We start from the raw sequence: 14,589 nt of genomic DNA, 5'->3' as shown, positions 1-14,589 counted from the left end.
ACATAATGAGTAGCGTAGATATTCTGGTTCCCGACCTGCCTGAATCCGTAGCGGATGCCACCGTCGCCACCTGGCATAAAAAACCGGGCGATGTGGTTGTGCGTGATGAAGTGCTGGTAGAAATCGAAACTGACAAAGTGGTACTGGAAGTACCGGCGTCGGCAGATGGCATCCTTGATGCCGTTCTGGAAGATGAAGGTACCACCGTCACTTCCCGTCAGATCCTGGGCCGCCTGCGTGAAGGCAACAGCGCGGGTAAAGAAACCAGCGCCAAAGCTGACAGCAAAGAGTCAACGCCGGCTCAGCGCCAGCAGGCTTCTCTGGAAGAGCAGAACAACGAAGCGCTCAGCCCGGCGATCCGTCGCCTGCTGGCTGAGCACAACCTCGAAGCCAGCGCCATTAAAGGCACCGGCGTCGGCGGCCGTCTGACTCGTGAAGACATCGAGAAGCACCTGGCAAAAGCACCGGCGAAAGCCGCTGCGGCGCCGGCACCGGCTGCTGCCGCTCCGGTTGCGCCGCTGGCTGGTCGCTCTGAGAAACGCGTACCGATGACCCGTCTGCGTAAACGCGTGGCCGAGCGTCTGCTGGAAGCGAAAAACTCTACCGCGATGCTGACGACCTTCAACGAAGTGAACATGAAGCCAATCATGGACCTGCGTAAGCAGTACGGTGACGCGTTTGAAAAACGTCACGGTATCCGTCTGGGCTTTATGTCCTTCTACGTGAAGGCCGTAGTGGAAGCGCTGAAACGCTATCCGGAAGTGAACGCGTCCATCGACGGCGATGACGTGGTTTATCACAACTACTTCGATGTGAGCATGGCGGTTTCTACGCCGCGCGGCCTGGTGACCCCGGTCCTGCGTGATGTTGATGCACTGGGTATGGCTGACATTGAAAAGAACATCAAAGAGCTGGCGGTTAAAGGCCGTGACGGCAAGCTGACCGTAGAAGATCTGACCGGCGGTAACTTCACTATTACCAACGGCGGCGTATTCGGCTCCCTGATGTCTACCCCGATCATCAACCCGCCTCAGAGCGCGATTCTGGGTATGCATGCCATTAAAGACCGCCCGATGGCGGTGGATGGTAAAGTGGAAATTCTGCCTATGATGTACCTGGCACTGTCCTATGACCACCGTCTGATCGATGGGCGCGAGTCTGTGGGCTTCCTGGTCGCCATTAAAGAGTTGCTGGAAGATCCAACCCGTCTGCTGCTGGACGTGTAGCCAATAAGAGTACCACCTGCCCTGTAGGCCGGATAAGGCGTTTACGCCGCCATCCGGCGTTGATGCGATGCCTGATGGCGACGCTCGCGCGTCTTATCAGGCCTACAGGTTTAAGATAATGATTACCTGAAGGATGGATAGAACACATGAACTTACATGAATATCAGGCAAAACAACTCTTTGCCCGCTATGGCTTACCGGCTCCGGTGGGTTATGCCTGTACTACTCCGCGCGAAGCAGAAGAAGCCGCTTCAAAAATCGGCGCTGGCCCGTGGGTAGTGAAATGTCAGGTTCACGCTGGTGGCCGCGGTAAAGCGGGCGGTGTGAAGGTTGTTAACTCGAAAGAAGACATCCGCGCTTTCGCTGAACATTGGCTGGGCAAACGTCTGGTGACTTACCAGACGGACGCACACGGCCAGCCGGTTAACCAGATCCTGGTTGAAGCGGCTACCGACATCGGTAAAGAGCTGTACTTGGGCGCGGTCGTCGATCGTAGCTCCCGTCGCGTGGTCTTTATGGCCTCTACCGAAGGCGGCGTGGAAATCGAAAAAGTGGCGGAAGAAACCCCGCACCTGATCCACAAAGTGGCGCTCGATCCGCTGGCTGGCCCGATGCCTTACCAGGGTCGCGAACTGGCGTTCAAACTGGGTCTGGAAGGTAAACAGGTTCAGCAGTTCACCAAGATCTTCATGGGTCTGGCGACCATTTTCCTGGAGCGCGACCTGGCGCTGATCGAAATCAACCCGCTGGTTGTCACCAAACAGGGTGACCTGATCTGCCTCGACGGCAAGCTGGGCGCTGACGGCAACGCGCTGTTCCGCCAGGCCGATCTGCGTGAAATGCGCGATCAGTCGCAGGAAGATCCGCGTGAAGCGCAGGCTGCACAGTGGGAACTGAACTACGTTGCGCTGGACGGCAACATCGGTTGCATGGTTAACGGTGCGGGCCTGGCAATGGGCACCATGGACATCGTTAAGCTGCACGGCGGCGAACCGGCTAACTTCCTCGACGTTGGCGGCGGCGCAACCAAAGAGCGCGTGACCGAAGCGTTCAAAATCATCCTCTCTGATGACAATGTTAAAGCCGTTCTGGTTAACATCTTCGGCGGTATCGTACGTTGCGACCTGATCGCTGACGGTATCATCGGCGCGGTAGCTGAAGTGGGCGTTAACGTCCCGGTTGTCGTCCGTCTGGAAGGCAACAACGCCGAACTCGGCGCGAAAAAACTGGCTGATAGCGGCCTGAATATTATTGCAGCGAAAAGTCTGACGGATGCAGCTCAGCAGGTTGTTGCCGCAGTGGAGGGGAAATAATGTCAGTTTTAATTAATAAAGATACCAAGGTTATCTGTCAGGGCTTTACCGGTAGCCAGGGGACTTTCCACTCCGAACAGGCGATTGCTTACGGTACGCAGATGGTTGGCGGCGTAACGCCAGGCAAAGGCGGCACCACGCACTTGGGCCTGCCGGTGTTCAACACCGTGCGTGAAGCGGTAGAAGCGACGGGCGCGACCGCTACCGTTATCTACGTTCCGGCACCGTTCTGCAAAGACTCCATTCTGGAAGCGATCGATGCAGGCATCAAACTGATCATCACCATCACCGAAGGCATCCCTACGCTGGATATGCTGACCGTGAAGGTGAAGCTGGATGAAGCGGGCGTGCGTATGATTGGCCCGAACTGCCCAGGCGTTATCACCCCGGGCGAATGTAAAATCGGTATCATGCCGGGCCACATTCACAAGCCGGGTAAAGTGGGCATCGTTTCCCGTTCCGGTACGCTGACTTATGAAGCGGTTAAGCAGACCACCGACTACGGTTTCGGCCAGTCCACCTGTGTGGGCATCGGTGGTGACCCGATCCCGGGTTCTAACTTTATCGATATCCTGAAACTGTTCCAGGAAGATCCGCAGACTGAAGCGATCGTTATGATCGGTGAGATCGGCGGTAGCGCAGAAGAAGAAGCCGCTGCGTACATTAAAGATCACGTGACCAAGCCGGTTGTCGGTTACATCGCGGGCGTCACCGCGCCGAAAGGCAAGCGTATGGGCCACGCTGGCGCCATCATCGCAGGCGGTAAAGGTACGGCAGACGAGAAATTCGCTGCGCTGGAAGCCGCGGGCGTGAAAACCGTTCGTAGCCTGGCCGATATCGGCGAAGCGCTGAAATCAATTATCAAGTAATCCTCTCTGCTCCCTACGCGAATTCCTGACGCATACAGGAAGTAGGGAGCCTTATATGTCTGGTTTCGACATGGTTGGCCGCCCCTGGGCGGCCTTTTTTAATGGCGCCGTCTGGCGACCAGCGTAAATTTATAGTCGTCGCTCTTAAAGGTATTGCGGCTATATTCAAAGATTCGCCCATCCTGCAAAAAGCCGCGCGATACTTTTTCCAGCACCGGTTTGCCCGGCATAATTCCCAGCATAGCCACCGTTTCTTCGTTGGGGATCACTGGGATAAGTTCCTGTTCGCTACGATCGATAACCATTTTTTTGATCGCTTCAATAAAGTGATATTTAGAATTCTCCATCACTTCCCAGGTCAGGTCGGGGAAAAGGGCGAGTGGCATCCACGTTTCTTCAAGGGTGACCGCCTTTTGCTTGATAAACCGCACGCGCTTAACGTGCCAGACCTTATCGTCGGCGGCCAGCTGCAGCTGCTCGGCCAATGCTTCACCGGCCGCGATGACTTCAAACACTTTCACTTCGCTGTGGGTTTCGACGTGTCGGTCGGCGAGCTTCTCGTAAAAGCTGGTGAGTTGGTAGATATCGTAGTTGACGCGCTCTTCTTTCACATAGGAGCCGCTTCCCTGAATGCTTTCAATAATTTCCTGCTCGGTAAGCAGCTTGAGCGCCTGTCTGACGGTCACACGGCTGACCTGAAAAGCTGCCTGTAACGCTGATTCGGTTGGCAACGCGTCGCCCGGTTTTAGCTCACCGCGCGTAATTTGCCCCCGCAGTGCGTCGGCAATCTGGCGATACATCGGTTTTTTACTCATCGCTTTTCGCTTTTGTATGAATTGGTTAAGACCTTTTTAGCTGATTATGCCGACATCTCAATAATAGTAAACAATACAAATTAAATACAAATTAAATACAAATTATTGGCTATTAGTGAAATTGATCACTTAAATGTATTATTTTGTCTGCCACAATCGCCGCACAACATAACGACAATCCTCTGAGGATCATCATGAACCTGACGACCCTGTCTCACCCTCGTGCTGTCTGTTTACAGGCATGTTTTACCGATCGCGATGACGCGATTCGCCAGCTGGCACAGCGGCTGGCTGAACTGGGCAACATTACCGATATCGATGCCTATCTGGCGGAAGTTTTTCACCGGGAATCGCAGGGGCCAACGGCACTTGGCGAAGGTCTGGCGGTGCCGCACGGCAAAACGGCGGCGGTAAAAGAGGCGGCATTTGCGGTCGCCACGCTGAGCAAACCGCTGGCATGGGACGGGGTAGATGGCCCTGAACCGGTCGAGCTGATTTTTCTGCTGGCCATCCCGCCAGCGCAAGCGGGATCCACCCATATTCAGATCCTGACGGAACTCACCACCCGGCTCGCCGATGACGACGTGCGGCGCCGCGTGATGGCTGCCGACAGCGCCGAAGCGTTGCTGGCAGCGCTGGCGGCTCAGCCAGAGAAGGCGGCGATTGAACTGGACGCCGAGGCGCCCACCATCGTCTGCGTGACCGCTTGCCCGGCGGGCATTGCGCACACCTATATGGCGGCAGAGTATCTGGAGAAAGCCGGGCGGCGCATGGGCGTCAATGTGGTGGTGGAAAAGCAGGGAGCCAACGGTATTGAAGGCCGCCTCACCGCGCAACAGCTCAACGATGCCCGGGCCTGTATTTTCGCGGCAGAAGTGGCCATTAAGGAGAGCGAGCGCTTTCGCGGTCTGCCGTCTCTTTCCGTTCCGGTTGCGGAACCGCTGCGCCACGCCGAGGCGCTGATTGAACGCGCGTTGGCGCTGGAGCCCCTGAAAGGGGAGAGGCACGCCCAGCCGCAGTTGGAGCAGAAAAAAAGCGTGAAAACCGAGCTCAAACAGGCATTGCTGAGCGGCATTTCATTTGCTGTTCCGCTGATTGTCGCCGGTGGGACCGTGCTGGCGGTGGCGGTACTGCTGGCGCAGATTTTTGGCCTGCAGCACCTTTTTGATTTGGAGAACTCCTGGCTGTGGATGTACCGCAAGCTGGGCGGCGGCATGTTGGGAACGCTGATGGTGCCCGTGCTGTCTGCCTATACGGCTTACTCGTTGGCCGATAAACCGGCGCTGGCACCCGGCTTTGCCGCCGGGCTGGCGGCCAATATGATTGGCGCCGGTTTTCTGGGCGCCGTCGCCGGGGGGCTGATCGCGGGTTACCTGATGCGCTGGGTCAAAAACCATATCCGCCTGAGCGCGCGTTTTAACGGTTTTCTGACGTTCTACCTTTATCCGGTTATCGGCACGCTGGCGGCGGGCAGCCTGATGCTGTTCGTGATTGGTGAACCCGTGGCATGGATTAACAATTCGCTCACCGCGTGGCTGAACGGGTTATCCGGTGCAAATGCTCTGCTGCTGGGCATGATCCTCGGTTTTATGTGCTCGTTCGATCTCGGTGGTCCGGTAAACAAAGCCGCTTATGCCTTCTGCCTGGGGGCTATGGCCAACGGCGTATATGGCCCGTACGCCATTTTTGCTTCAGTCAAAATGGTTTCGGCCTTCACCGTGACGGCGTCCACCCTGCTGGCACCGCATCTGTTTAAACAGTTTGAGATCGAAACCGGTAAATCGACCTGGCTGCTCGGTCTGGCCGGAATTACCGAAGGGGCGATTCCGATGGCTATTGAAGATCCGCTACGCGTGATTGGTTCTTTTGTCCTGGGGTCGATGGCGACCGGCGCGATTGTCGGCGCGATGGGGATCGGTCTTTCCACGCCGGGCGCAGGGATTTTCTCTCTCTTTTTACTTCAGCATGCCGGAATCGGCGCTTTTACTGCGGCGGCGGGCTGGTTTGGCGCCGCGCTGGTTGGGACGTTTATCTCGACCATGGTGCTGTTGCTCTGGCGTCGTCAGGCGGTAAAGCAGGGAAAATACACCACCGATAGCGTGATGCCGTAAGCACTTACTTAACAGGAAACGAAGATGAAAGCAGTATCTCGCGTTCACATTACGCCACATATGCACTGGGACCGTGAATGGTATTTCACTACCGAAGAGTCACGTATTTTACTCATCAACAATATGGAAGAGATCCTCTCCCGCCTTGAACAGGACGCTGATTACAAGTACTACGTGCTGGACGGGCAAACGGCCATACTTGAAGACTACTTCGCCGTGAAGCCGGAAAATCGCGAACGCGTGAAATCGCTGGTACAGGCCGGTAAATTGATCATTGGACCCTGGTATACGCAAACCGACACCACCCTTGTCTCTGGTGAATCTATCGTGCGTAATCTGATGTACGGCATTCGTGACTGTATGGCGTTTGGCGAACCGATGAAGATTGGCTACCTTCCGGATTCGTTCGGTATGTCCGGGCAGCTACCGCATATTTATAACGGCTTTGGTCTGACCCGCGCGCTCTTCTGGCGCGGCTGCTCTGAGCGCCATGGCACCGATAAAACGGAGTTTTTATGGCAAAGCCGGGACGGAAGTGAAGTGGTCACCCAGGTGCTGCCGTTGGGCTACGCGATTGGTAAGTACTTACCGGAGGACGAAGCCGGGCTGCGTAAACGGCTTGATGGTTACTTTGATGTGCTGGAAAAAGCCTCGGTCACCCAAGAGATCCTGCTGCCCAACGGCCACGACCAGATGCCACTGCAACAAAATATCTTCGCCGTGATGGAGAAGCTGCGCGAGATTTATCCGCAGCGGCAGTTTGTCATGAGCCGTTTTGAAGATGTCTTTGAGCGCATTGAAGCGCACCGCGACGTGTTGGCGACCCTACAGGGCGAGTTTATCGACGGCAAATACATGCGCGTTCACCGGACTATTGGCTCTACGCGTATGGATATCAAAATCGCCCATGCGCGCATTGAGAATAAAATCGTCAATATTCTGGAACCGCTAGCCACGCTGGCCTGGAGCCTGGAGCCTGGGCTTTGAATATCACCATGGCCTGCTCGAGAAAATGTGGAAAGAAATTTTAAAAAACCACGCCCATGACAGCATTGGCTGCTGCTGTAGCGACAAAGTCCATCAGGAGATTGTCTCGCGTTTTGTACTGGCCGAAGACATGGCGGATAACCTGATTCGCTTTTATATGCGCAAGATTGCCGACAACATGGCGCACAGCGCAGAAGATAAACTGGTGATGTTTAACCTGATGCCGTGGCCGCGCGAAGAGACGATCAACACCACGATTCGCCTGCGGGCCAGCCAGTTCCGCCTGGTTGACGGCAAAGGTCATGACATTCCCTATTTTATTCGCCAGGCGAGGGAGATCGATCCCGGGCTTATTGACCGGCAAATTGTGCACTACGGGAACTACGAGCCCTTTATGGAGTTTGATATTCAGCTTCACCAAATCCTGCCGTCGATGGGCTACCGCACGCTGTACGTTGAGCCGCACGTCGCGGGAAGCCTGGTGAAGCCTTCACCCGCGGCGACATCGCTGCTGGAAAACGCCTTCTGGCAAATTGAGATGAATAGCGACGGAACGTTACGACTGCGTGATAAAGACAGCGGAATCGTTTATGACCGGGTGCTGGAAATCGAAGACGGCGGTGACGATGGTGATGAATATGACTATTCGCCTCCGCGAGAGGAGTGGGTGCTGACGAGCGTGCAAACGCCTTTTGACTACGAGGTCATCCACGATGCCTGGCAAAGTCGGGTGATTATTCGTTATCAGATGGCGGTGCCAGCAAATCTTAACGCGCGTGCGGCGCGCCAGCGTAACGGTGAGCTTGGCATCGAAGTGGAGGTGACCCTCAGCCACAATAGTCGGCGTATTGACGTGGAGGCCAGGCTGGATAATCAGGCTGACGATCACCGCGTTCGGGTGCTGATTCCGACGCCTTTTCACACGCGGGAAGTACTGGCCGATACACAGTTTGGCTCAATAATGCGCCCGGTTCGCGATGAGGCAATGGCTTACTGGCAAGAAGAGGGGTGGAAGGAAGCGCCGATCCCGGTATGGAATTTACTCAACTATGCCGCTCTTCAGGAAGGGCGTAACGGGCTAGCCGTTTTTAGCGAGGGGCTACGCGAGTTTGAAGTACTCGGCGAGGAGAAAAAAACCTTCGCCCTGACGCTGCTTCGTGGCGTAGGGGTATTGGGTAAAGAAGATCTGCTTCTACGCCCTGGTCGTCCCTCGGGAATTAAACTGCCGGTGCCTGATTCGCAGATGCGTGGCCCGCTTCATGGGCGGTTTAGCCTGTTCAGCTATAGCGGGACGCCGCTGAATATCGGCCTGGCTCAGCAGGCAAGATCCTGGCTGACCCCCATTCAGTGCTATAACAAAATTCCGTGGGATGCGATGAAGCTGAATAAAAGCGGGGCGATTGTGCCCGAAAGCTACAGTCTGCTCAGCATGTCGCCGGTAGGCTGCCAGCTCAGTGCGCTAAAAAAGGCCGAGGATCGCGATGAGATTATTTTACGTTTGTTCAATCCGTCCGACAGCCAGTGTAGTGAGGCCGCTGTGTCATTCAGCCAAGGTGTGGCGGCGTGCCGGGAAACGGGAATGGATGAAATCCCGTACCCGGATCAGGATGCCACAAAGGTCATCGCCGGCGTTTTCCATCCATGTCAGTCGCGTACTTTTAGCGTTAAGCCTGGCTGATGGTGTGGAGGGTAACGTCAGCGAGCCTGCTGGCGTTGCCCGCTTGCCTGTTTTTTGTTCGATTGACGAGTAAGGGCTCAGACGTTTATACCCGGCTGGCATCCGTTCAGAAGGGATGAATGTTGCATTAATAATTTATTTGGTTAAAAACTTGTTAATTATCATTCAGACAGATGTCAGCATTGGAAAAAAATGACGGAAGGTCTACTTTAATCTATACGGGCATTATTGGCCTGTTCCCAGCATGCCTCGTTAAATTTAATTACCACACCATTCAATCTCACTTCATTTGATAACCATCAATGCCAGAATAAAAACACATCATTAACATTCTATTCATCATGACGTTCAATTAAAAACATAATTAACAATATTGCGTGAAGTTGATTTAAATCAATATGTAATCACTGGATATAAGGTGTCAAAACGGATAAATTGTCGTGGATCAAATTGGCCTAAAACAGTGTGATTCGCTATAAATTGATCACCGTCAAAAAACGTAAAACTTCTCCAATAAAAACCTGTTTATTGTAAGGGTTTTACAGCGTAATATATTTTAGGGATCAATTGAGTTTTTTATTAACAGGTTTGTAACTTTCACTTATTGCTGTTTCCTGTTGACGACAAGGGGCTGCTGTAGGGAAGGGGACAAATAAATTTGTATTGGGGCATGTGTTTGAATCCCGGGTAACGGGTTCAATCTCGGAGTCTTCATGCGATGAGCAAGGAGTCATGATGTTAGATATAGTCGAACTGTCGCGCTTACAGTTTGCCTTGACCGCGATGTACCACTTCCTGTTTGTTCCGCTGACGCTGGGTATGGCGTTCCTGCTGGCAATCATGGAAACGGTCTACGTCCTTTCCGGCAAACAGATTTATAAAGATATGACCAAGTTCTGGGGCAAGTTGTTTGGTATCAACTTTGCGCTGGGTGTGGCTACCGGTCTGACCATGGAGTTCCAGTTCGGGACTAACTGGTCCTACTACTCCCACTACGTGGGCGATATCTTCGGTGCGCCGCTGGCCATCGAGGGTCTGATGGCCTTCTTCCTCGAATCTACCTTTGTAGGTCTGTTCTTCTTCGGTTGGGATCGTCTGGGTAAAGTCCAGCATATGGCGGTCACCTGGCTGGTGGCGCTTGGCTCCAACCTCTCCGCGCTGTGGATTCTGGTAGCGAACGGTTGGATGCAGAACCCGATTGCTTCCGATTTCAACTTTGAAACCATGCGTATGGAAATGGTCAGCTTCTCTGAGCTGGTCCTGAACCCGGTTGCGCAGGTGAAATTCGTTCACACCGTCGCTTCCGGCTACGTGACCGGCGCGATGTTCATTCTGGCCATCAGCTCCTGGTATATGCTCAAAGGTCGCGACTTCGCGTTTGCCAAGCGCTCCTTTGCGATTGCCGCTAGCTTCGGTATGGCGGCAATTCTTTCCGTTATCGTACTGGGCGATGAATCCGGTTACGAAATGGGTGACGTGCAGAAAACCAAACTGGCCGCTATTGAGGCCGAATGGGAAACGCAGCCGGCGCCGGCCGCCTTTACTCTGTTTGGTATTCCGGATCAGGATGCGCAGGAAAACCGCTTCTCGATTCAAATTCCTTACGCGCTGGGCATCATCGCCACCCGTTCCGTTGATAAACAGGTGACGGGCCTGAAAGATCTGATGGTGCAGCACGAAGAGCGTATCCGTAACGGTATGAAAGCCTACTCTCTGCTGGAGCAGCTGCGCGCGGGCGCGACCGATCCGGCGGTACGTGCGCAGTTCAATGACGTGAAGAAAGATCTGGGCTATGGCCTGCTGCTGAAACGCTATACGCCGAACGTGGCTGATGCGACTGAAGAGCAGATCCAGAAAGCGACCAAAGACTCTATTCCGCGCGTTGCGCCGCTGTACTTCGCCTTCCGTATCATGGTGGCGTGCGGTGTGCTGATGCTGCTGATTATCGGCGCCTCCTTCTGGACTGTTATTCGTAACCGTATCGGTGAGAAAAAATGGCTGCTGCGCGCTGCGTTCTATGGCCTGCCGCTGCCGTGGATTGCCGTTGAGGCGGGCTGGTTTGTCGCTGAGTATGGCCGCCAACCGTGGGCTATCGGTGAGGTGCTGCCAACGGCGGTCGCCAACTCGTCGCTGACGGCGGGTGACCTGATCTTCTCCATGGTGCTGATCTGCGGTCTGTACACGCTGTTCCTGGTGGCTGAACTGTTCCTGATGTTCAAATTTGCCCGCAAAGGACCAAGCAGCCTGAAAACCGGTCGCTATCACTTTGAACAGTCCTCCGCGACTATTCAGCCGGCACGCTAAGACAGGAGTCGTCAAATGATCGATTATGAAGTATTGCGTTTTATCTGGTGGCTGCTGATCGGCATTCTGCTGATCGGTTTTGCGGTCGCCGACGGCTTCGACATGGGGGTGGGCATGCTCACCCGCTTCCTCGGTCGCAATGACACCGAGCGTCGAATTATGATTAACGCCATCGCACCGCACTGGGACGGTAACCAGGTATGGCTCATCACCGCCGGCGGCGCGCTGTTTGCTGCCTGGCCGATGGTCTACGCGGCAGCCTTCTCTGGCTTCTACGTGGCGATGATTCTGGTTCTGGCATCATTATTCTTCCGCCCGGTGGGTTTCGACTACCGTTCGAAGATTGAAGATAGCCGCTGGCGTAACATGTGGGACTGGGGCATCTTCGTGGGCAGCTTTGTGCCGCCGCTGGTGATCGGCGTGGCGTTTGGTAACCTGCTGCAGGGCGTCCCATTCCATATTGATGAGTACCTGCGTCTTTACTACACCGGCAATTTCTTCCAGCTGCTGAATCCGTTTGGCCTGCTGGCGGGCGTGGTGAGCGTGGCGATGATCCTGACCCAAGGGGCGACCTACCTGCAGATGCGTACCGTGGGCGAGCTGCATCTGCGCACGCGCTCCGTTTCGATGGTGGCTGCGCTGGTTACGCTGGTTTGCTTCGCACTGGCAGGCGTTTGGGTCTACTACGGTATCGACGGCTACGTGGTGAAATCTGTTCTGGATCACACCGGTCCGTCCAACCCGCTGACCAAAGAAGTGGCGCGTGAAGCCGGTGCGTGGATGGTGAACTTCAACAACATGCCGGCGCTGTGGGCGATTCCTGCTCTGGGCGTGGTGCTGCCGCTGCTGACTATCCTGTGCACGAAAGCGGATAAAGGCGCGTGGGCGTTCCTGTTCTCCTCACTGACGCTGGCCTGCATCATTCTGACCGCTGGTATCGCCATGTTCCCGTTCATTATGCCGTCCAGCACGATGATGAATGCGAGCCTGACCATGTGGGATGCAACGTCCAGCCAGCTGACGCTGAACCTGATGTCCTATGTCGCGATTGTCTTCGTACCGATTATTCTGGCCTACACCACCTGGTGTTACTGGAAAATGTTCGGTCGCATCACCAAAGAAGACATCGAACGTAACACCCACTCTCTGTACTAAGTAAGGAGCTGAATATGTGGTATTTCGCATGGATTTTGGGAACGCTTCTTGCCTGTGCATTCGGCGTGATCACCGCGCTGGCGCTTGAGCACGTTGAAGCGTCCAAAGCGGGTGAAGAAAAACACTGATGAAAAATGTTATCGCAATGTTGTATGCGATAATGGACAAGCGCCCCCTGCGGGCGCTTTCCCTTGTGATGGCCCTGCTGCTGGCAGGCTGCATCTTCTGGGACCCGTCGCGCTTTGCGGCGAAGACCAGCGAACTGGAAATCTGGCACGGTTTTCTGCTGATGTGGTCGGTGTGCGCGGGCGTGATTCACGGCGTGGGCTTCCGCCTGCGGTCGATTCACTGGCAGGGGATTTTTTGTCCGCTTATCGCCGAACTGGTGCTGTTTGCCGGGCTGATTTTCTTCTTTTCCCGCTGAAAATTTTCATCTGAAAACGATGGGCTTGCTTAAGCCCATAAAAATTTACTCTCCGTTTACTTCCCCCCATTCCAAAGCATCATTCCCGCGCGTATAGTAGCGAAGTTCAAAAACCCAAAATTTTTTTGCATTACTGGGACGTAAAGTGAATACAACGCTGTTTCGATGGCCGGTTCGTGTCTACTATGAAGATACCGATGCCGGTGGTGTGGTTTATCACGCCAGCTATGTCGCTTTCTATGAAAGAGCGCGCACAGAGATGCTGCGTCACCATCACTTCAGCCAGCAGGTACTGTTGGCTGAGCGCGTGGCCTTTGTCGTGCGTAAAATGACGCTGGAGTATTTTGCGGCTGCCCGACTCGACGATATGCTCGAAGTCCAGACAGAAATTACATCAATGCGCGGTACCTCAATGGTGTTCACGCAGCGAATAGTCAACGCTGAGAATAAGGTTCTGAACGAAGCAGAAGTCCTGATTGTCTGTGTTGATCCACTCATCATGAAGCCTCGTGCGCTTCCCAAGTCTATTGTCGCGGAGTTTAAGCAGTGACTGACATGAACATCCTTGATTTGTTCCTGAAGGCTAGCCTTCTGGTTAAACTTATCATGTTGATTTTGATTGGTTTTTCAATCGCCTCCTGGGCCATCATCATCCAGAGAACGCGCATCCTTAACGCGGCAAGCCGTGAGGCCGAAGCGTTTGAAGATAAATTCTGGTCCGGCATCGAACTGTCTCGTCTGTATCAGGAGAGCCAGGGGCGTCGTGAAAACCTCGCGGGATCGGAACAGATCTTCTACAGCGGCTTTAAAGAGTTTGCGCGTCTGCATCGTGCCAACAGCCATGCGCCGGAAGCCATCGTGGAAGGGGCATCGCGTGCGATGCGTATTTCGATGAACCGCGAGCTGGAAACGCTGGAAACGCACATTCCGTTCCTGGGTACCGTGGGGTCCATCAGTCCGTATATCGGTCTGTTCGGTACCGTATGGGGGATCATGCACGCCTTTATCGCGCTGGGCGCGGTAAAACAGGCTACGCTGCAGATGGTTGCGCCGGGGATCGCCGAAGCGCTGATCGCTACCGCTATCGGTCTGTTCGCCGCGATCCCTGCGGTTATGGCGTATAACCGTCTGAACCAGCGTGTGAATAAACTGGAGCTGAACTACGACAACTTTATGGAAGAGTTCACCGCGATTCTGCACCGTCAGGCTTTTACCGCCAGCACCGCCAGCGAGAGCAACAAGGGGTAAGCCATGGCCAGAGCACGTGGACGCGGACGTCGCGAACTGAAGTCCGAAATTAACATCGTTCCGCTGCTGGATGTGTTGTTGGTGCTGCTGCTGATCTTTATGGCGACAGCGCCGATCATTACGCAGAGCGTGGAAGTGGATCTTCCTGATGCCACCGAATCACAGGCTGTCAGCAGTAATGATGAACCCCCGGTCATTGTTGAAGTGTCCGGCGTGGGGCAATACAGCGTGAACGTTGGCCCGGAAAAGATGCCGCAGCTGCCGCCTGAACAGGTGGTCGCAGAAGCGCAGCGCCGTTTGCAGGCGAATCCGAAGACGGTCTTCTTAATTGGGGGCGCGAAAGACGTGCCTTACGATGAAATAATTAAAGCGCTTAACCTGTTACACAGCGCCGGGGTGAAATCGGTCGGGTTGATGACCCAGCCAATTTAACCGCCGACATACCGTATTTGCCGCAGG

General features: G+C 54.6%; 12 protein-coding genes and 1 pseudogene. 12 read left to right on the top strand and 1 reads right to left on the bottom strand.

Annotated features, from left to right (window positions below):
• The first annotated feature begins 5 nt into the window (after positions 1-5).
• The 3 genes from odhB to sucD all read left to right on the top strand — a co-directional run bounded on the left by odhB (position 6) and on the right by sucD (position 3,408).
• Positions 6-1,226 carry a 2-oxoglutarate dehydrogenase complex dihydrolipoyllysine-residue succinyltransferase gene (gene odhB, locus H7R76_RS16770; RefSeq protein WP_106924642.1) on the top strand — a complete coding sequence of 407 codons (1,221 nt, stop codon included), beginning with the start codon at positions 6-8 and terminating at the stop codon, positions 1,224-1,226.
• 146 nt (positions 1,227-1,372) lie between these two features.
• The gene (gene sucC, locus H7R76_RS16765) at positions 1,373-2,539 is read left to right on the top strand and encodes an ADP-forming succinate--CoA ligase subunit beta (protein ID WP_003022927.1); all 1,167 of its coding nucleotides are present in this window, start codon (positions 1,373-1,375) and stop codon (positions 2,537-2,539) included.
• On the top strand, positions 2,539-3,408 hold the full coding sequence (gene sucD, locus H7R76_RS16760) for a succinate--CoA ligase subunit alpha (RefSeq protein WP_006809578.1): 870 nt from the start codon (positions 2,539-2,541) through the stop codon (positions 3,406-3,408). The genes sucC and sucD overlap by 1 nt, the downstream gene beginning before the upstream one ends.
• 98 nt (positions 3,409-3,506) lie before the next feature.
• Here sucD and H7R76_RS16755 read toward each other — a convergent pair whose 3' ends face one another.
• Positions 3,507-4,223: a GntR family transcriptional regulator gene (locus H7R76_RS16755; protein ID WP_182965880.1), complete on the bottom strand. Its 717-nt coding sequence runs from the start codon at positions 4,221-4,223 to the stop codon at positions 3,507-3,509.
• A gap of 194 nt (positions 4,224-4,417) precedes the next feature.
• Here H7R76_RS16755 and mngA point away from each other — a divergent pair, with 194 nt between their 5' ends.
• The 9 genes and pseudogenes from mngA to tolR all read left to right on the top strand — a co-directional run bounded on the left by mngA (position 4,418) and on the right by tolR (position 14,562).
• On the top strand, positions 4,418-6,334 hold the full coding sequence (gene mngA, locus H7R76_RS16750) for a PTS 2-O-a-mannosyl-D-glycerate transporter subunit IIABC (RefSeq protein ID WP_182965878.1): 1,917 nt from the start codon (positions 4,418-4,420) through the stop codon (positions 6,332-6,334).
• Positions 6,335-6,358: 24 nt separating this feature from the next.
• Positions 6,359-8,999: pseudogene (gene mngB, locus H7R76_RS16745) on the top strand (mannosylglycerate hydrolase).
• 735 nt (positions 9,000-9,734) lie between these two features.
• The gene (cydA, locus tag H7R76_RS16740; protein WP_106924638.1) at positions 9,735-11,303 is read left to right on the top strand and encodes a cytochrome ubiquinol oxidase subunit I; all 1,569 of its coding nucleotides are present in this window, start codon (positions 9,735-9,737) and stop codon (positions 11,301-11,303) included.
• Positions 11,304-11,318: 15 nt separating this feature from the next.
• A complete protein-coding gene (cydB, locus tag H7R76_RS16735) occupies positions 11,319-12,458 on the top strand; it encodes a cytochrome d ubiquinol oxidase subunit II (RefSeq protein WP_182965876.1) in 1,140 nt (379 codons plus the stop codon).
• A 14-nt stretch (positions 12,459-12,472) separates the two neighbouring features.
• Positions 12,473-12,586, top strand: coding sequence for a cytochrome bd-I oxidase subunit CydX (gene cydX / locus H7R76_RS16730; protein ID WP_006177208.1), 114 nt, complete (start codon positions 12,473-12,475; stop codon positions 12,584-12,586).
• Positions 12,586-12,882, top strand: a complete 297-nt coding sequence (ybgE, locus tag H7R76_RS16725) for a cyd operon protein YbgE (protein WP_106924636.1) — start codon at positions 12,586-12,588, stop codon at positions 12,880-12,882. The genes cydX and ybgE overlap by 1 nt, the downstream gene beginning before the upstream one ends.
• Positions 12,883-13,027: 145 nt before the next feature.
• Positions 13,028-13,432: a tol-pal system-associated acyl-CoA thioesterase gene (ybgC, locus tag H7R76_RS16720; RefSeq protein WP_035892730.1), complete on the top strand. Its 405-nt coding sequence runs from the start codon at positions 13,028-13,030 to the stop codon at positions 13,430-13,432.
• Complete coding sequence (gene tolQ / locus H7R76_RS16715) at positions 13,429-14,130, top strand: Tol-Pal system protein TolQ (protein WP_074398837.1); 702 nt, start codon at positions 13,429-13,431, stop codon at positions 14,128-14,130. The genes ybgC and tolQ overlap by 4 nt, the downstream gene beginning before the upstream one ends.
• Before the next feature lie 3 nt (positions 14,131-14,133).
• Complete coding sequence (tolR, locus tag H7R76_RS16710; protein WP_064548352.1) at positions 14,134-14,562, top strand: colicin uptake protein TolR; 429 nt, start codon at positions 14,134-14,136, stop codon at positions 14,560-14,562.
• The last annotated feature ends 27 nt before the right edge of the window (positions 14,563-14,589 follow it).

Origin of the sequence: Klebsiella sp. WP8-S18-ESBL-06, assembly GCF_014169755.1 — a bacterium.
GTDB lineage: Bacteria > Pseudomonadota > Gammaproteobacteria > Enterobacterales > Enterobacteriaceae > Kluyvera > Kluyvera ascorbata_B.
This window is presented reverse-complemented; position numbering and strand designations above follow the sequence as displayed.